The 17,022-nt window shown below is 69.1% G+C and carries 18 protein-coding genes and 2 pseudogenes; 5 read left to right on the top strand and 15 right to left on the bottom strand.

Annotated features, from left to right (window positions below; translation table 11 throughout):
• Nucleotides 1-80 precede the first annotated feature (80 nt).
• The 3 genes from mqnE to ACWGI8_RS21690 form a co-directional block, all read right to left on the bottom strand.
• A complete protein-coding gene (gene mqnE, locus ACWGI8_RS21700) occupies nucleotides 81-1,259 on the bottom strand; it encodes an aminofutalosine synthase MqnE (RefSeq protein WP_453663116.1) in 1,179 nt (392 codons plus the stop codon).
• A gap of 91 nt (nucleotides 1,260-1,350) precedes the next feature.
• On the bottom strand, nucleotides 1,351-1,806 hold the full coding sequence (locus tag ACWGI8_RS21695; RefSeq protein WP_453663114.1) for an Lrp/AsnC family transcriptional regulator: 456 nt from the start codon (nucleotides 1,804-1,806) through the stop codon (nucleotides 1,351-1,353).
• Between the two features lie 106 nt (nucleotides 1,807-1,912).
• Nucleotides 1,913-2,614 carry a UbiX family flavin prenyltransferase gene (locus tag ACWGI8_RS21690; RefSeq protein WP_453663113.1) on the bottom strand — a complete coding sequence of 234 codons (702 nt, stop codon included), beginning with the start codon at nucleotides 2,612-2,614 and terminating at the stop codon, nucleotides 1,913-1,915.
• 91 nt (nucleotides 2,615-2,705) lie between these two features.
• On the opposite strand from ACWGI8_RS21690, the gene ACWGI8_RS21685 reads away from it, so the two are divergent.
• Nucleotides 2,706-3,305, top strand: coding sequence for a rhomboid family intramembrane serine protease (locus tag ACWGI8_RS21685; RefSeq protein ID WP_453663111.1), 600 nt, complete (start codon nucleotides 2,706-2,708; stop codon nucleotides 3,303-3,305).
• Here ACWGI8_RS21685 and mqnP read toward each other — a convergent pair.
• Together mqnP and ACWGI8_RS21675 are read right to left on the bottom strand one after the other, a co-directional pair.
• On the bottom strand, nucleotides 3,295-4,197 hold the full coding sequence (gene mqnP, locus ACWGI8_RS21680) for a menaquinone biosynthesis prenyltransferase MqnP (RefSeq protein WP_453663109.1): 903 nt from the start codon (nucleotides 4,195-4,197) through the stop codon (nucleotides 3,295-3,297). The genes ACWGI8_RS21685 and mqnP overlap by 11 nt on opposite strands.
• Nucleotides 4,194-5,645 carry a menaquinone biosynthesis decarboxylase gene (locus ACWGI8_RS21675; protein ID WP_453663108.1) on the bottom strand — a complete coding sequence of 484 codons (1,452 nt, stop codon included), beginning with the start codon at nucleotides 5,643-5,645 and terminating at the stop codon, nucleotides 4,194-4,196. Before ACWGI8_RS21675 ends, mqnP begins: the two co-directional genes overlap by 4 nt.
• An 84-nt stretch (nucleotides 5,646-5,729) precedes the next feature.
• Here ACWGI8_RS21675 and ACWGI8_RS21670 point away from each other — a divergent pair, with 84 nt between their 5' ends.
• Genes ACWGI8_RS21670 through ACWGI8_RS21660 form a run of 3 tightly spaced genes read left to right on the top strand, consistent with a single transcriptional unit; the run spans nucleotide 5,730 to nucleotide 7,432 of the window.
• Nucleotides 5,730-6,038: a PLD nuclease N-terminal domain-containing protein gene (locus ACWGI8_RS21670; protein WP_453663106.1), complete on the top strand. Its 309-nt coding sequence runs from the start codon at nucleotides 5,730-5,732 to the stop codon at nucleotides 6,036-6,038.
• Between the two features lie 19 nt (nucleotides 6,039-6,057).
• The gene (locus tag ACWGI8_RS21665; RefSeq protein WP_453663104.1) at nucleotides 6,058-6,513 is read left to right on the top strand and encodes a nucleoside deaminase; all 456 of its coding nucleotides are present in this window, start codon (nucleotides 6,058-6,060) and stop codon (nucleotides 6,511-6,513) included.
• Nucleotides 6,503-7,432, top strand: a complete 930-nt coding sequence (locus tag ACWGI8_RS21660; protein ID WP_453663102.1) for an isopenicillin N synthase family dioxygenase — start codon at nucleotides 6,503-6,505, stop codon at nucleotides 7,430-7,432. The genes ACWGI8_RS21665 and ACWGI8_RS21660 overlap by 11 nt, the downstream gene beginning before the upstream one ends.
• Here ACWGI8_RS21660 and ACWGI8_RS21655 read toward each other — a convergent pair.
• From ACWGI8_RS21655 to hemL, 8 genes and pseudogenes are all read right to left on the bottom strand, one after another.
• Nucleotides 7,419-8,009, bottom strand: a complete 591-nt coding sequence (locus ACWGI8_RS21655) for a hypothetical protein (RefSeq protein ID WP_453663100.1) — start codon at nucleotides 8,007-8,009, stop codon at nucleotides 7,419-7,421. The genes ACWGI8_RS21660 and ACWGI8_RS21655 overlap by 14 nt on opposite strands.
• 119 nt (nucleotides 8,010-8,128) lie before the next feature.
• Nucleotides 8,129-9,211, bottom strand: a complete 1,083-nt coding sequence (ccsB, locus tag ACWGI8_RS21650; protein ID WP_453663098.1) for a c-type cytochrome biogenesis protein CcsB — start codon at nucleotides 9,209-9,211, stop codon at nucleotides 8,129-8,131.
• Nucleotides 9,208-11,034: a cytochrome c biogenesis protein ResB gene (gene resB, locus ACWGI8_RS21645; RefSeq protein WP_453663096.1), complete on the bottom strand. Its 1,827-nt coding sequence runs from the start codon at nucleotides 11,032-11,034 to the stop codon at nucleotides 9,208-9,210. Before resB ends, ccsB begins: the two co-directional genes overlap by 4 nt.
• 3 nt (nucleotides 11,035-11,037) lie before the next feature.
• Nucleotides 11,038-11,775, bottom strand: a complete 738-nt coding sequence (locus ACWGI8_RS21640; RefSeq protein WP_453663094.1) for a cytochrome c biogenesis CcdA family protein — start codon at nucleotides 11,773-11,775, stop codon at nucleotides 11,038-11,040.
• A gap of 2 nt (nucleotides 11,776-11,777) precedes the next feature.
• Nucleotides 11,778-12,380, bottom strand: a complete 603-nt coding sequence (locus ACWGI8_RS21635) for a TlpA family protein disulfide reductase (RefSeq protein ID WP_453663092.1) — start codon at nucleotides 12,378-12,380, stop codon at nucleotides 11,778-11,780.
• A gap of 288 nt (nucleotides 12,381-12,668) precedes the next feature.
• A pseudogene (locus ACWGI8_RS21630) lies at nucleotides 12,669-12,985 on the bottom strand (hypothetical protein); the annotation flags it as partial.
• Nucleotides 12,986-13,113: 128 nt separating this feature from the next.
• Nucleotides 13,114-13,806, bottom strand: a complete 693-nt coding sequence (locus tag ACWGI8_RS21625) for a histidine phosphatase family protein (protein WP_453663090.1) — start codon at nucleotides 13,804-13,806, stop codon at nucleotides 13,114-13,116.
• Complete coding sequence (gene hemL / locus ACWGI8_RS21620) at nucleotides 13,803-15,119, bottom strand: glutamate-1-semialdehyde 2,1-aminomutase (RefSeq protein WP_453663088.1); 1,317 nt, start codon at nucleotides 15,117-15,119, stop codon at nucleotides 13,803-13,805. Before hemL ends, ACWGI8_RS21625 begins: the two co-directional genes overlap by 4 nt.
• A 126-nt stretch (nucleotides 15,120-15,245) precedes the next feature.
• Between hemL and ACWGI8_RS21615 the strand changes: the two genes are divergently transcribed.
• A complete protein-coding gene (locus tag ACWGI8_RS21615; RefSeq protein WP_453663086.1) occupies nucleotides 15,246-15,800 on the top strand; it encodes a hypothetical protein in 555 nt (184 codons plus the stop codon).
• 66 nt (nucleotides 15,801-15,866) lie between these two features.
• Here ACWGI8_RS21615 and ACWGI8_RS21610 read toward each other — a convergent pair.
• Both ACWGI8_RS21610 and ACWGI8_RS21605 read right to left on the bottom strand, forming a co-directional pair.
• A pseudogene (locus ACWGI8_RS21610) lies at nucleotides 15,867-16,226 on the bottom strand (tyrosine-type recombinase/integrase); the annotation flags it as partial.
• A gap of 197 nt (nucleotides 16,227-16,423) precedes the next feature.
• Nucleotides 16,424-16,963, bottom strand: a complete 540-nt coding sequence (locus tag ACWGI8_RS21605) for a hypothetical protein (protein ID WP_453663117.1) — start codon at nucleotides 16,961-16,963, stop codon at nucleotides 16,424-16,426.
• Between the last annotated feature and the right edge of the window lie 59 nt (nucleotides 16,964-17,022).

Below are 17,022 nucleotides of genomic sequence, written 5' to 3'. Positions count from 1 at the left end.
GGGGCACGGCCCCCGGACCGAATGAGACCTGAGGAATCAGACCCGAGGAATCAGACAGGAAGAACTCAGACCCGAAGAACTCAGACCCGCATCGGCTGCGGCGACTCCCGGCGATCGCCGTCCGGCCCCGGGTACTCCCGGATGACCTCGTACCGCGTGTTCCGCTCCACCGGACGGAAGCCGGCGTCGCGGATCAGGTCCAGCAGATCGTCACGCGTCAGCTTGTTCGGCGTGCCGTAGTTGTCCGCGTCGTGGGTGATCTTGTACTCGACGACCGAGCCGTCCATGTCGTCCGCTCCGTGCTGCAGCGCCAGTTGCGCGGTCTGCACGCCGTGCATCACCCAGAAGACCTTGACGTGCTGGATGTTGTCGAACAGCAGCCGCGACACCGCGAAGGTCTTCAGCGCCTCCGCGCCCGTCGCCATCGTCGTCCGTGCCTGAAGGCGGTTGCGGACCTTGCCGTCCTGCATGTCCACGAAGTCGTGCTGGTAGCGCAGCGGGATGAAGACCTGGAAGCCGCCGGTCTCGTCCTGGAGTTCACGCAGCCGCAGCACATGGTCCACCCGGTGCCGGGGCTCCTCGATGTGCCCGTACAGCATCGTGCACGGGGTCTTGAGGCCCTTCTCGTGCGCGAGGCGGTGGATGCGCGACCAGTCCTCCCAGTGGGTGCGGTGGTCCACGATGTGCTGGCGGACCTCCCAGTCGAAGATCTCCGCGCCGCCGCCGGTCAGCGACTCCAGACCGGCCTCGATCAGCTCGTCGAGGATCTCCGACGCCGACAGCCCCGAGATCGTCTCGAAGTGGTGGATCTCGGTGGCGGTGAAGGCCTTCAGCGAGACGTTCGGCAGGGCCTTCTTCAGCTCGCTCAGCGACCGCGGGTAGTAGCGCCAAGGAAGGTTCGGGTGGAGCCCGTTGACGATGTGCAGCTCGGTGAGGTTCTCGTTCTCCATCGCCTTGGCGAGGCGGACGGCCTCCTCGATGCGCATCGTGTACGCGTCCTTCTCGCCCGGCTTGCGCTGGAACGAGCAGTACGCGCACGACGCCGTGCACACGTTGGTCATGTTGAGGTGACGGTTGACGTTGAAGTGGACGACGTCGCCGTTCTTACGCGTACGCACCTCATGGGCGAGACCGCCGAGCCAGGCCAGATCGTCCGACTCGTAGAGCGCGATGCCGTCCTCGCGGGTCAGCCGCTCGCCGGCCCGGACCTTCTCCTCCAGCTCGCGCTTGAGACCCACATCCTTGATAGATGCAGTCATCAGGCCGCCTCCCACATGTCTACGAATCGAGCTTCACCAACCGTACTCCCCCGTACTTCACGCACCGGGGGACCCCCAAGGACGCTTCGCGTCACACCTCTTCGGGCAGGTCCCCGACCCGGTTCTCCCACTTCGTGGAGAGCACGATCGTGGTACGCGTCCGCGAAACGCCCTTCGTCCCCGACAGCCGCCGGATCGTCTTCTCGAGACCGTCGACGTCGCTCGCCCGCACCTTGAGCATGTACGAGTCGTCGCCGGCGATGAACCAGCAGTCCTCGATCTCGGCGAGGTCGCGCAGCCGGCGCGCCACGTCCTCGTGGTCGGCCGCGTCGGAGAGCGAGATGCCGATCAGCGCGGTGACGCCGAGCCCCAGCGAGGCGGCGTCCACGGTGGCCCGGTAGCCGGTGATGACGCCCGCCGCCTCCAGGCGGTTGATGCGGTCGGTGACGGAGGGACCGGAGAGTCCTACGAGCCGGCCGAGCTCGGCGTACGAAGCCCTGCCGTTCTCGCGCAGGGCCTGGATGAGCTGCCTATCCACGGCGTCCATATGCCTGAGCCTTCCATTATTCATCGCTACCGCAATTTTACGTGTGAAATCAAAGGCGCGCAGGAGACACCCTGCGTGCCCGTGTGTACCTCAAACGATCAGAACGTCAGCCCGGACCACCCGGTCCCGCTGCCCGGTCCCCCTGTTCGGCCCTGGAGCCGCCCAGCTCACCCTCCCAACGGCGGTACAGCCCGTGCGGCACCCCCGCTGCGTCCAGCACCCGTCCGGCGACGAAGTCCACCAGATCCTGGATGTGCGTCGCTCCCGCGTAGAACGCCGGAGAGGCCGGCAGCACCACGGCGCCCGCCTCGTCCAGCGCCACGAGCTGTTTGAGAGTCTGCCCGTTCAGCGGCGTCTCCCGCACCGCGACCACCAGCTTGCGCCGCTCCTTCAGCGTCACGCTCGCCGCCCGCTGGAGCAGGTCCTTGGACAGCCCGAGTGCCACGCCCGCGACGCACGCGGTGGACGCCGGCACGATCAGCATCCCCTTGACGGGGTACGACCCCGAGGACGGCCCTGCCGCCAGGTCCCCGGCCGCCCAGTGCCGTACGTCCGCCACATCCACCTGAAAGGTGCCGGGCTTGCCGTCGGCGCCGCGCCCCAGCCACTCCCGCAGATCGTCCTGCCAGTGCGCGTCCCGGAACGCGATCCCGGTCTCGTCCAGCAGGGTGAGCCGCGACGCCCGCGACACCACCAGGTCGACGCTCTCACCCGCGTCGAGCAGCCCGCGCAGCACGGCGGCGGCATAGGGGGTCCCGGACGCCCCGGAGACCCCGACGACCCACGGGGTGCGGTTGGCGTCAGTCATGGCATTGAGCCTATCCGGCCGCCGGACGGCGGAACTGAGTAAGGTGCCCCGGACGTTTCCGGGGGGAGACGCAGGACCGCAGGGGGCCACGATGTCGAGCGACGCACTCGAGTGGAGCCGGACCGACCGGGCGAGGACGGCCGGCAAGCTGATGCTGGGCTGGGTCGCGCTGCTGTGGGCGCTGGAGGCGATAGACGTCGCGTCCGGCCATGCCCTCGATCCGTACGGCATCACTCCGCGCGACATCGCCGAGTTGCCGGACATCATCCCCGCGGCCTTCCTTCACTACGGCTTCGGCCATGTCGCCGCCAACAGCCTCCCGTTGCTCGTGCTGGGCTTCCTGGCCGCGCTGTCCGGCATACGCCGCTTCGCGGGGGTCGTCCTCACCATCGTCGTGGCCTCGGGACTGGGGGTCTGGCTGACCTCCCCCGCAGACTCCGTCACGCTGGGCGCCTCCGGCGTCGTCTTCGGTCTCTTCGGCTATGTGCTGGCCCGCGGCTTCGTGGACCGCAGCGCGCTGGACGTGGTGGTCGGGCTGGTCGTCGCCGCGCTCTACGGCTCGATCCTGTGGGGCGTGCTCCCGACCGACTCGGGCGTCAGCTGGCAGGGCCACCTCTTCGGACTGCTGGGCGGCGTGGCGGCGGCGTTCGTCTTCCGCCGCCCGCGAGAGCGCGCCCGCCTCACACCGTGAGACCCCGCACCAGCAGATCCAGCAGCGCGCACCCGAACAGGGCGATCCCGATGAACCCGTTCACCGTGAAGAAGGCCCTGTTCAGCCGGGACAGATCGTGCGGGCGCACGATCGTGTGCTCGTAGAGGAACGCCGCGGCGACGACCGCGAGGCCCAGCCAGAAGAAGGAGCCGGCACCGGTCGCGAGGGCGTACCAGACGAAGAGGCCCATCGTCACGGCATGGCACGCCCGCGCGCCCCACAGCGCGGCCGGGACACCGAACCGGGCGGGGACCGACAGCACGCCGTGCGCACGGTCGGCCTCGACGTCCTGGCAGGCGAAGATCAGGTCGAAGCCGCCGATCCAGATGCCGACGGCGAGACCGAGGATCACCGCGTCCCACGACCAGGCCCCGGTGATCGCGATCCACGCGCCGACCGGACCCATCGCCTGGGCCAGCCCCAGGATCGCGTGCGGGAAGTTCGTGAACCGCTTCCCGTACGGATAGACGACCATCGGCACGACCGCGACGGGCGCCAGCGCGAGGCACAGCGGGTTGAGCATCGCCGCGGCCCCCAGGAAGATCACCACCGCGACGCCCGCCCCGGTCCACGCGGACCGCACCGACACCGCACCCGTGACCAGCTCCCGCCCCGCCGTGCGCGGATTACGGGCGTCGATCTCCCGGTCGATGATCCGGTTGCAGGCCATCGCGAACGTCCGCAGCCCCACCATGGCGACGGTGACGAGCAGCAGCTTGCTCCAGTGGATGTTCCGGTCCAGCTGGAACATCGCGGTGAGGGAGGCGATGTACGCGAACGGCAGCGCGAAGACCGAGTGCTCGATCATCACCAGCCGGAGGAACGCCTTGGTGCGGCCCGGACCCGGTACCGCGGCCGCGGACGCGCTCACAGGCCGTACTCCTTCCAGCGCCGGTCGACCAGCGCCGCCGTGTCGGGGTCCGACTCGACCATGTCCGGCCAGCCCCCGTCGCGGGTGTAACCCTCCTCGGGCCACTTCTTCGTCGCGTCGATGCCCGCCTTGCCGCCCCAGAACTGCTGGTAGGAGGAGTGGTCCAGATGGTCCACCGGGCCCTCGACCACGGTCAGGTCACGGGCGTAGTCCGTGTTGCCGAGCGCCCGCCACGACACCTCGTGCAGATCGTGTACGTCGCAGTCGGAGTCCACGACCACGATCAGCTTGGTCAGCGACATCATGTGCGCGCCCCAGATGGCGTGCATGACCTTCTGGGCGTGCTTCGGGTACTTCTTGTCGATCGAGACGATCGCGCAGTTGTGGAAGCCGCCCGACTCGGGCAGGTGGTAGTCCACGATGTCCGGCACGATGATCTTCAGCAGGGGCAGGAAGAAGCGTTCCGTCGCCCGGCCCAGCGGGCCGTCCTCCGTCGGCGGCCGGCCCACCACGATCGACTGGAGCAGCGGCCGCTTCCGCATCGTCACGCAGTCGATCGTCAGCGCCGGGAAGTCCTCCTGCGGCGTGTAGAAGCCGGTGTGGTCGCCGAACGGGCCCTCGGGAAGCATCTTCCCCGGCTCCAGCCAGCCCTCCAGCACGACCTCCGCCTGCGCCGGCACCTGCAGCGGCACGGTCTTGCAGTCGACCATCTCGATCCGCTTGCCCTGCACGAAGCCGGCGAACAGATACTCGTCGATGTCACCGGGCAACGGCGCCGTCGACGCGTACGTCACGGCCGGCGGGCAGCCGAAGGCGATCGCCACCGGCAGCTTCTCGCCGCGCCGCGCCGCCACCTGGTAGTGGTTGCGGCTGTCCTTGTGGATCTGCCAGTGCATACCGATGGTGCGCTTGTCGTGGCGCTGGAGGCGGTAGAGCCCGAGGTTGCGGATCCCCGTCTCCGGGTCCTTGGTGTGCGTCAGCCCCAGGTTGAAGAACGAGCCGCCGTCCTGCGGCCAGGTGAACAGCGCGGGCAGCCGGTCCAGATCGACGTCCTCGCCGCGCAGGACGACCTCCTGCACCGGGGCGTCCTTCACCTTCTTCGGCGGTACGTGCGTCATGGCGCCGAGCTTCCCGAACGCCTCGCGCACCCCGACGAACCCGTGCGGCAGCTCCGGCTTCAGCAGCCCGCCGATCTTCCCGCTGATCTCGTCGTACGACTTCAGGCCCAGCGCCTTGAGGAGCCGGCGGTCCGTCCCGTACACATTCATCGCGAGCGGCATCGACGAGCCGCGCACGTTCTCGAAGAGGAGCGCCGGGCCGCCGGATTTCTGGACCCGGTCGACGATCTCCCCGACCTCCAGATACGGGTCGACTTCGGCCTTGATGCGCTTGAGGTCGCCCTCGCGCTCCAGCGCCCGGAGCAGCGAGCGAAGATCGTCGTAAGCCATGCCGTCCAGTATCGGCCACTCGCTACGCTTGACCTGTCACGGGGGCCGTCCCAGCGGTCCCGAACCCGCGTTCAGGGGGCCGCCATGCTTCGGGTGCTGATGTTCTTGGTGCCACTGGCACTCAGCATCTACGCGTTCATCGACTGCATCTCCACCGACGAGAAGGAGATCCGGTACATCCCCAAGCCGATCTGGGCGATCCTCGTTCTGCTCTTCCCCCTCGTCGGCTCCATCTCCTGGCTGCTGGCCGGCAAGGACCGGACGGCCCAGCGGCCGTCGCGCCGCGGCGGTTGGGTGGCGCCTGACGACAACCCTGATTTCCTGAAGTCCCTCGACGACGAGAAGGGCCACGATAAGGGCCACAATCGGGACGAGGACCAGGGCAAGGCCTGACGACGGGAGGGTCGGGTTCATGGACGAGGAGCAGGCACGCCGGTGGCTGGCCCCCGCTCTCGCCGAGGCCCGCGCGGGCCTCGCGGAGGGCGGCATCCCGATCGGCGCCGCGCTGTACGGCCCGGACGGCACCCTCCTCGGCCGCGGCCACAACCGCCGCGTCCAGGACGGCGACCCGTCGCTGCACGCGGAGACGGCCGCTTTCCGGGCGGCGGGGCGTCGGCGCTCGTACCGCGGTACGACGATGGTCACCACCCTCTCCCCCTGCTGGTACTGCTCCGGGCTCGTCCGGCAGTTCGGCATCTCCCGGGTCGTCGTCGGCGAGGCCGACACGTTCCACGGGGCCCACGGCTGGCTCGCGGCACACGGGGTCGAGGTCGTGGTCCTGGACGATCCGGAATGCACGGCACTGATGCGCGAATTCATCGGCAAGCACCCGGCGCTGTGGAACGAGGACATCGGCGATGACGAGTGACCGTATCCCTGTGATCGACCTGGTGCCCTGGCTCTCGGGAGACCGGGACGCCCGGTCCCGCATCGCCGCCACCGTCGACGCCGCCCTGCGCACCGCAGGTTTTCTGCTCGTCACCGGCCATGGGGTGGACCAGGGACTGCGGACGGAGATCCGTGAGCTGGCCCGGGGCTTCTTCCGCCTTCCGCAGTCCGCCAAGGAGCCGTACGCGGTGAAGGTGGGCGCGCGGGGCTGGCTGGGTCCCGGGGCGGAGGCCAACGGCTATGCGGAGGGTACGCAGACGCCGCCCGATCTGAAGGAGTCGCTGTCGTTCGCGGCGGACGAGCCCACGGGCGACCCGGCGGTCGACGCCGAGTGGTTCCTGCCGAACACCTGGCCGGGCGAGGCCCCCGGGCTCAGGCCGGCGGTGGAGACGTATCTGGGGCAGATGCGGACGCTGTCGGACCTGCTCCTGGAGCTGCTCGGGGCGGCTCTGGGCGAGCCGGAGGACTTCTTCACCCGGCACACCGGACATCCGACCTGGGGCTTCAACATCAACTGGTATCCGGGGCGGGACACCGTCGGCGAGCCGCAGCCCGGCCAGTTCCGGATCGGCCCGCACACCGACTTCGGCACGGTCACCGTCCTCGACCGGCAGACCGGCAGGGGCGGCCTCCAGGTCTTCACGGACGAGGGCGGCTGGGAGGACGCCCCGTACGCGCCGGACGCGCTGACGGTCAACATCGGGGATCTGATGGCCCGCTGGACGGGGGGCCGCTGGTGCTCGGGGCGCCATCGGGTGCTGCCGCCGCCCGCCGACGTACCGGCGGAGGAGCTGATGTCGCTGGTGTACTTCTACGAGTGCGATCCGGGCACCGACGTGCGCGGCATCGACTCGCACACGTATCTGCGGGCCCAGCTGGACGCGATCACGGCCGGCTGACGTCCCGGCCGGCGTACTCCTCACGGAGCTGCCGGAATCGGTCCGGGGTCCAGGCGGACCAGTCCATGGGGCGTCCGTCGAGGGCGGCGTCCAGATACTCGAAGTGCTGGTGCCAGCCCGCCAGGTTGTCGAGGCGCTGCTCGTCGGTCCCGGTGAACTCGTTGGTGAAGCGCAGGACGGTCGCGAGCGAGTCTGCGGGCGCCGGCTCCATGTGGAAGCGGATCCTGCCGTGCAGCTCGACGGTGTACTCGGCGACGGCCTCCATGTCCCAGGCGGTGACCCGCCCGGAGACGACCGTCCCCTTTGCCTTGGTTCCCCCGGTTGCCCCGGTTCCCTCGGTTCTCCCGGCGTCTGCGGCCGCGTCCGCGTTGAGCCAGCGGAGCGTCACCCCGCCGCCGAGGCGCGGTTCCAGCAGATCGGCCGCCGCCAGCCACTGCGGCAGGCCCTCCGGGGTGGCCACGGCGACCCAGACGTTCACCACGGGGTGCGGCAGATGCAGCAGGAAGTGCAGGACATGGATGTCGCCGTCGTCGCCGCCGCGGGTCTCGCTGGTGCCGTGAGGGATCGGTTCCGTCATGGCACCAGCGTCACCCGTGCGGGCCGGGCCCGCTACCGGCTCTCACCCACCCGGTCGAAGATCAGCTGCTCACGGGCGCGCAGCCGTCCTCGCGGGACCATCGCGGGATCATTGCGAGATCATTCGACCCCGGCGTAGCCGTGGAGGCTGTTCACGAAGAGGTTGACGCCGTAGTAGTTGAAGAGGAAGCAGGCGAAGGCGACCAGCGCGATGTACGCCGCCTTGCGGCCCTTCCAGCCGGCGGTCGCGCGGGCGTGCAGATACGCGGCGTACGCGACCCAGGTGATGAAGGACCAGACCTCCTTGGCGTCCCAGCCCCAGTAGCGTCCCCACGCGTCGCCGGCCCAGATCGCACCGGCGATGATCGTGAACGTCCAGAGCGGGAAGACCGCGGCGTTGACGCGGTACGCGAACTTGTCGAGGGAAGCCGCGGCGGGCAGCCGCTCCAGCACCGAGCGGGCGAAGGAGCCGGGGTTGCCGCCGTTCGCCAGCTTGTTCTCGTACGAATCGCGGAAGAGGTAGAGCAGCGTGCCGACCGCGCCCAGGTAGAAGACCGCACCGCAGAAGATCGCGGTGGAGACGTGGATCCACAGCCAGTAGGAGTGCAGCGCCGGGACCAGCTGGTCGCTCTCGGTGTAGAGCCAGGTGACGGCGATGCCCAGGTCGAGCAGGACCGTGGTGACCAGCGGCAGTCCGATCCAGCGGACGTTCCTCCTCGCGAGGAGGAAGCCGAGGTACGCGCCGACCACCACCGTGGAGAAGGTGGTGGAGAACTCGTACATGTTGCCCCAGGGGGCCCGCTGCACGGACACGGCGCGGGCGACGACGCCGGCCGCCTCGACGAGGAAGGCGAGGACCGTCAGCGAGACCGCGATCCGCCCGTACAGGTCGCCCTTGACCGTGCCGCCCGCCGCGCCGGGGCCGTCGGGGACGTCGCGCTGCCCGGCCGCCGTGCGGGTGACGACCTTGGGGCGCTCCAGAACGGTCGTTCCCCCGCCCTTCCGGGCGACGTTGACCGTCACCGCGGCTGCCGCCGCGGGGGCGGTGAGCGCGGCGGCGGTACGGCCGACCTTGCTGCGGCTGCCGAAGACCCACTCGGCGATGTGTGCCAGGAACGCCAGGGTGTAGACGGCCATCGACGAGTAGATCAGCCCATTGCTGAACTCGGCGAGGCTCTCGTTGGTGGCGGCGGCGAGATTCACTTCTCAGCCCCTTCGGAAGGAACAGCTTCGGCTGGATCAGCTTCGACAGGATCAGGATCGACAGGATCAGGATCGGCAGGATCAGGATCGGCATCGGGCGCGGTCGGTGCCCGCTCGTTGAGCGTGACGGCCAGATCCGCCAGCTCCTCGGGGAGCTTCGCGGACTCGCTCCGCCCCAGCCCCGCCATCTCGACGACGGTCACGCCGTCCTCCCCCCGCACGGCCCGGACCCAGACCCGCCGCCGCTGGATGAACAGCGAGCCGACGAGGCCCGCGATCGCGGCGATCGCGCCCGCGAGGGCGAGACCGCTGCCGGGCTGCTGGGAGATCTGGAAGCTCGCCCACTCCTTGATCTCCTTCTCGAAGGTGATCGAGCCGGCGCCGTTCGGCAGCTTCATCGTCTCGCCCGGCAGCAGCGTCTGCTTGAACACGTCGCCGTTGGCGTCCTTGAACGCCGTCATCTTGCTGGTGTTCAGCTGGTACACGTTCTGCGGAAGGCCCGCGTTCACGCGCAGATCGCCGTGGTACGCACCCAGGTTCAGGGCCGGGAACACCAGCCCCGGGAACTGCGAGAACATCTGGCCGTGGCCCTTGCCGGCGTACGTCGGGACGAAGAACGCCGGGAAGCCCAGCTGTTCCTTCTTGCCGTTCTTGTCCCGGTAGCCGTCCATCACCTTGACGACGCCGGTGGAGGTGACGTTGTTGTCGATGGGCAGGAGCGGCACGGCCTCCCGGTGGACGACCTTGCCCCTGCCGTCCCGGACGGTGACGACGGGCGCGTAGCCGTGGGAGAGCAGGTAGACCTTGGAGCCGTCGATCTCCAGGGGTTCGTTGACCCGGATGATGCGCTTCCGGTCCTTGCCGTCTGCGCCCTCGGAGTAGGTCACGGCCGCTTCGAAGGTGCGCGGGGTGCCCCGCTGCGGCCCCTTGCTCTCGTACGTTCCCGTGAAGCTGTCCAGGGTGAAGCTGAACGGTGCGAGCTCGTCGACGCTGAACATCGACCCGGACTTGAAGTCGTCGTACTGGGTGAGGGTGTTGGAGAAGCCGCCGCCCTCGACGATCAGCTTGCCGCCCTCGGACTTGAACAGCTGCCCGACGGCGAACGCCACCAGCATCACGATCAGTGCGACGTGGAAGAGCAGATTGCCGACCTCGCGCAGGTAGCCCTTCTCGGCGGCGACCGCGTCCCCGGCGAGGTGGGCACGGAACCGGCGCTTCTTCAGCATCGAGAGCGCGGCCTCACGGACCGCCTCCGGGTCCGCCTCGGTGCGCCAGGTCGTGTGGACGGGCAGTCGCGTGAGCCGCTTGGGGGCGCCCGGCGGGCGGCCCCGGAGCTGGCCGATGAACTGCCAGGTGCGCGGGACGATGCAGCCGATGAGCGAGACGAACAGCAGGATGTAGATCGCGGAGAACCACACCGAGCTGTAGACGTCGAAGAGCTGGAGCTTCTCGAAGACCGGCGTCCAGAACTCGTTGTTCGCCTTCCAGGTGCTCACCTTCGTCTCGTCCGCGCTGTTCTGCGGGATGAGGGAGCCGGGGATCGCGCCGAGGGAGAGCATGAAGAGGAGGATCAGCGCGACCCGCATCGAGGTCAGCTGCCGCCAGAACCAGCGCGTCCACCCGATGACCTCGCGGCCGGTCCAGGTGATCGCGCCGACGGCGCCCGGCGCGCGCGTGCCGCCGAAGGAGCCGGGGACGGCTCGCTCCTGCGGGGCGGTGGAGAGCTGCGCCCCGGCTTCGCCGACCTCCTGGTCGGCGGTCTCCGGTGTCGTCCCGGTCTCCGGCGTCGTCCCGGTCTCGGGCGTCGACTCGGTCTTGCTCATGGATCAGATCCCCACCTGGAAGCCTTCGGACCAGCCCTGCATCTCCTGCACGATGCTGTCCCATGCACCTGTGAGCAGCAGCAGACCGGTCGCGATCATCATGCCGCCGCCGATCCGCATCACCCAGGCATAGTGCCGCTTGACCCAGCCGAACGCACCGAGCGCCTTGCGGAACGCGACGGCGGCGAGGACGAACGGCAGGCCGAGCCCGAGACAGTACGCGGCGGTCAGCAGCGCCCCGCGGCCCGCGCTGGCCTGTTCGGCGGCAAGGGCCTGGACGGATGCGAGGGTCGGGCCGATGCACGGGGTCCAGCCGATGCCGAAGAGCGCGCCCAGGAGCGGCGCCCCGACCAGACCCGTCGCCGGCCGCTTGTGGAAGCGGAACTCGCGCTGGGTGAGGAAGGGCATCAGCCCCATGAAGAAGATCCCCATGAGGACCATCAGCACGCCGAGGACCGTGGTGAGGGTCTCCCGGTGCTCCTGGAGGGTCCAGCCGAAGTAGCCGAAGAGCGCCCCGCCGGAGACGAAGACGGCGGTGAAACCGAGGACGAAGAGCGCGGCCCCGGCCGCCATCCGGCCCCGCTTGGCCTCGGCGAGGTCCGTGCCCGTGATGCCGGTCACGTACGAGAGATAGCCGGGGACCAGGGGCAGCACGCAGGGCGAGAAGAAGGAGACAAGGCCTCCGAGTACGGCGATGGGCAGGGCGAGCAGCAGCGCACCACTGAAGACCGTCTCGTTCATCCCTACTTCTCCGCCATCAGCGGGTCGATCATCGAGTGGAGCTGCTTGTCGTCGAGCGCGGTGAGCGCTCGCGCCGCGAGCTTTCCTTCACGGTCGACGACGATCGTGGTCGGAATGGCCTGCGGGTTGAGGCTGCCCTTGGGGAATTTCAGGATCAGCTTGCCGATGGGGTCGTGGAAACTCGGATAACCGATCCCGAATTCCTCCTCGAAGGCGAGCGCCGGGCCGGTCTGCGAGTCACGGGTGTTGATCCCGATGAACTCCACGCCCTTGCCCTTGGTGTCCTTCGCGACCTTGGCGAGATAAGGCGCCTCGGCACGGCAGGGCGTGCACCATGAGCCCCAGAGGTTCAGCACGACGATCTTGCCTTTGTAGTCGGCGAGATCGAGCGGCTTGCCCGTGAGGTCCTTGCCGGCCAGCGCGGGAGCGTCCGTGCGCTTGCCCTTGGCGGCGGTGGAGATCCCGCCGGTGTTGGTCACGAAGTTCGTGTCGCCGCCACCGCCGGACTTGCCGTTGGAGTCGCCGCTGCACGCCGAGAGCGTGAGCGCGGCCGCGAGGGCGCCGGCGGCGAGCAGGGTGCGTCGAGGGGCGCGGACAAGGCTCATGTGAAAAGTTTCGCATGGGCGTTCAGGGGATCTTGCGCACCCCCCTTGATACCCGTAACGCCCCTTGTCAAGAGCACCTAAAGGGACACCGTGAACGACGGAGTGCGGGCTGCCGGCGGACTGCTCGAAGTGGTTGCCGATGAAGAACGGTGCGCGATTCGACTACGCGCGCGTGAATCCGTTGAGGTAGGCCTCGGTGGCCTGCTTGCGCCAGCCGGGATAGCGGGACGCCATGCCCTTGGTCGAATTCCTCGATGGACTACAACATCCTCGCCAATCAGTCGCGGAGAGTCCGTTGCCGACCTCACCCGCGCCGTCCCAGGAGAAGATCACGAATTGCGGCGAGGTCCGGCCGGGTTCGAGCGGGACGGGCGCGGTGGGCTGGTGCGGCTGCTTTCCGGTGTCGGCGGTCGAGCCGTCGCCTATGAGGCGTCCGGCTTCGTGGCGGAGCCCGGCTTACCGCCACCCCCGCCACCGCCGCTGCTACCGCCCTGGTCGTTGCCCTGGCCGCTGCCCTTGCCGCTGCCCGAGCCGGACCGGCAGCCTGCGATGCCGATCGCCGCCGCGACGCCAAGTCCCGCTCCGAGCAGACCCCTTCGGCTGATGCTGCGCGTGCCGCCCTCGTCCCGATCGCGTTCATGTTGCGCTGCCGCCGTCCGACCAACGGGTTGGACGGCGTGCAGAATGCGAAGGCTCCAGGGGTTAGCACGGATTGTGCGGCACAGCCAGACTGCTATGCGCCAAAGGCTTTTGACTTACCTTTGACCGGTTTGGCACCGGCGAGAAGATGCGCCGGAACAAGATCGCGGGCCGGTTCCGAGTATCCGACCGAGACGATCTTGTCGCCCTGATAGGTGAAACTCGTCAGCGACGCGAGGGTGCACTGCCGGCGGCGCGGATCGTGCCAGAGCCGGCGCTGCTCCACGTAGCTGCGCACGATCCAGATCGGCAGCTGATGGCTGACCAGGACCGCCTCGTGGCCGCGGGCCGCGTCACGCGCTGCGTCCAGCGCACCCATCATCCGCACCACCTGATCGAGGTACGGCTCACCCCAGGAGGGCCGGAACGGATTGATCAGGTGCTTCCAGTTGCCCGGCTTGCGCAGGGCGCCGTCGCCGACCCCGAAGGTCTTGCCCTCGAAGACGTTCGCCGCCTCGATCAGCCGCTCGTCGGTGTCCAGGCCCAGGCCGTGCGACTTGGCGATCGGCGCGGCCGTCTCCTGCGCCCGCTCCAGCGGAGAGGCCCCGACGTGAGTGATGTCACGTTCCGCGAGGTGCTCGGCGACCCGGTCGGCCATCCGGCGGCCGAGATCGGAGAGGTGGTAGCCCGCCCGGCGCCCGTAGAGCACACCATCCGGATTGTCCACTTCGCCGTGCCGGATGAGATGAACGACGGTCGTTTCCGTACTGGTCTCCGTGCCGGTCATGCGGCGGCCTCCGCGGCGGCGCGGGCAGCCGCGGGCAGTGCGGCGGCGATCCGGTCGATGGCGGCGTCGTCGTGGGCCGTCGACACGAACCAGGACTCGAACGCGGACGGCGGGAGGTAGACGCCTTGAGAGAGCATCGAGTGGAAGAAGGCGTTGAAGCGGAACGCATCCTGCTGCTTCGCGTCGTCGTAGTCGCGCACCTCACGGTCGGTGAAGAAGACCGAGAACATGTTGCTCGCGGTCTGCAGCCGGTGGGCGACGCCCTCCTTGGTCAGCGCATCCGTGACGAGGCCCTGGATCCGCGCGGAGACCGCGTCGACCTTCTCGTACGCGGCGTCGTCGAGGAGCCGCAGCTGGGCGAGGCCCGCGGCGGTCGCGATCGGGTTCCCGGACAGGGTGCCCGCCTGGTAGACCGGCCCGGCCGGGGCGAGGTGGCCCATCACGTCGGCGCGGCCGCCGAACGCCGCGGCCGGGAAGCCGCCGCCCATGACCTTGCCGAAGGTCATCAGGTCCGGGGTGACGCCGTCGATGCCGTACCAGCCGGCCTTCGACGTACGGAAGCCGGTCATGACCTCGTCGGAGATGTAGAGCGCCCCGTTCTTCGCGCAGGCGTCCTTGAGGCCCTGATTGAAGCCCGGCAGCGGCGGGACCACGCCCATGTTGCCCGGCGACGCCTCCGTGATCACGCACGCGATCTCGCCCGGGTGCGCGTGGAAGGCGGCGTGGACCGACTCCAGATCGTTGTACGGCAGCACGATCGTGTCGCCCGCCTGAGCGCCCGTGACGCCCGGCGTGTCGGGCAGCCCGAAGGTGGCCACCCCGGATCCGGCCGCGGCCAGCAGGGCGTCCACGTGCCCGTGGTAGCACCCGGCGAACTTGATCACCTTGGCGCGACCGGTGAACCCGCGGGCCAGCCGGATCGCGGACATCGTCGCTTCCGTACCGCTCGAAACAAGCCGTACCTGATCGACCGGCTCGATCCGGTCCACGATCTCCTCGGCGAGAGCAACCTCACCCTCTCCCGGCGTACCGAACGAGGTGCCGCGGGCGACGGCCTCCTGAACTGCGGCGATGACCTCGGGGTGGGCATGTCCGAGGATCATCGGACCCCACGAACACACGAGGTCGACATACTCGCGTCCATCGGCATCGGTCAGGTACGGACCGGTACCGGACACCATGAACCGGGGCGTACCGCCCACCGCTCGAAAGGCACGGACGGGAGAGTTCACGCCGCCGGGCGTCACGAGGGACGCGCGGTCGAAAAGCGTCTGCGAAACTGGGGCGTCATAGGGAAAGCTCACGGAATCCATGGTGTCAGAGGCCCGGGACGTTCTTGCGGACAGGTGTTTCACCGCACGTCCGTGGGGGAGGTCACTGTCACGATGATCGGGTTGCGCGGCGGGGGCTGTGCGTCCTAAAAGCAGTCGGGTGGAGATATGCATCGCGGTGGCGGACTGGGCGAGGGGACTGACGACCTGGGTCCCGAGCCTGCCCGGCGGGGGAGGCACCGGCGGCACGAGGCGGACGAGCCCACGGGGAGCAGGGGTGGCCGAGTGGGGGTGACCTACAAGTATTTCGGCGCACCCGACGGCGCCACGGCTGCCCGCGTGCCCATTTCGATGCGCCCGGAGGAGCTGGGCGGCGATGAGCTGGGCATGGGCGGAATGTTCACCAAGATCAAGCCCGAGACGATAGCCGCGATGGTCCTCACGGGTATCCAGGGCATGCCGCTGCACAAGGTGCCGCCGCTGGAGCTGGTGGTCCTGCACCCCGACTACGCGGTGGTGAAGCTCCCCATGACCGTCGTCGACCCGCTTCGCGGCATCGGCGAGGAGTCGGTCGGCGCGGCCGCCTTCATCTGGTCCACGGTCCCGGACCGGGGCGGCCCGCGTGACGCGTTCAACGTGTACCAGCTGCTCCACGAGTGGCAGGACTTCTCGGTCCGGCTGCACGAGGCGGGGCACCAGCCGTACTGCCTGGTGTGGCCCTGACCTGGGGTTTCGTGGGGTTTGGGCGGGGCTTTCGGTCCCGCTCTCGCTAGTGACGGAGAGGCGCCGTCAGGCGGCCAGGGCACATTGAGGGCACTTGGTTTCGGTGAGGGCACCGACGTGCCCTGCGCGTCTCCGGTGGCCTGCGCCTCCGTCCCCGCTTCCGTGAAGGCATCGTCGATCGCCTTGCGGGTGCGGGCCTCGCTGGACGGCAGCAAGTGCGTGTACGTCCGCAGCGTGAAGCCGGGGTCCGAGTGGCCGAGGTACTCGGAGAGCGCCTTGATACCCTCCCCCGCGTCCAGGAGCACGGAGGCGTAGGCGTGCCGGAGGGCGTGCATGCCGTCTTCCCGGGCCGCCTGGAAGTAGCGCGCGCCGCGCGCGGGGAGGGATCACCCCGGCGGCGGCAAGGGCGCGCTTCCAGTCCCCAATTGCCTCACCGGGCACGATGCCGAAGGGCCCACCGTTCGCGGTGTGGCCTTTCGCGTACGTAGTTGCGCCGCCTCAGCCGGCGGCAGCCGGTGCACGGTCCGAGCTACACGGCGGGCAGGCCGGCGCCGCGGAGGCGGTTACTCGGCCGTGCCAGTCGGGACGGCGAATTGAACGTGCAGCGGGGCCGCAGAGCAGCACTACCGCTCCGTATAGCGCAGGAACTGCCAGCCCAGTACGGCCAGGGCAAGTGTCTGTGCGAGGGAGACGATCACGAGTAAAGGCCGGACGGCGGGAGAGAACCAGAATGCCGTTACGCAGATCATCGGCAACGCCAAGTACGTGAACAGATCCACAGCGGTCTGTAGTCGCTTGCGCGTGGTGCGGCTCGCATCGTCGCGGTGGTAGATCTCCCAGCCGAACACTGCGCCGTGGGCGCCGCTGAGCTCGGCCAGCCGCGGTCCCAGCTGGTCGCGGATGTAGCAGCCGACCGCCGAGATCTTCTCGTCGTTGACCAGGTAGGTCCAGCCCAGGACCAGGCAGATCACGGGGACGGCGAGCAGCAGTTGAGCCTGCCTGCTCTGGGCGGTGATCGCCAGGACCGCGGTGGACGCGGCGAGCGTGAAGTAGAGCAGGTTGTCACGGAATCCTATCCGGGTTTTTTGCTCCTCCTTGATGCGGTCGTACTCGGCCAGCAGCAGTCTGCTTTCGGTGACGTCTTCTATGGCGGCCACGGCCATTCCTAAGCTCGGGTCCCGGCTGGGCTGATGAGTGGGCGGGCAGGGCTCCGGCCCCTGCC

The organism is Streptomyces sp. NPDC054841, assembly GCF_053611045.1.
This window is presented reverse-complemented; position numbering and strand designations above follow the sequence as displayed.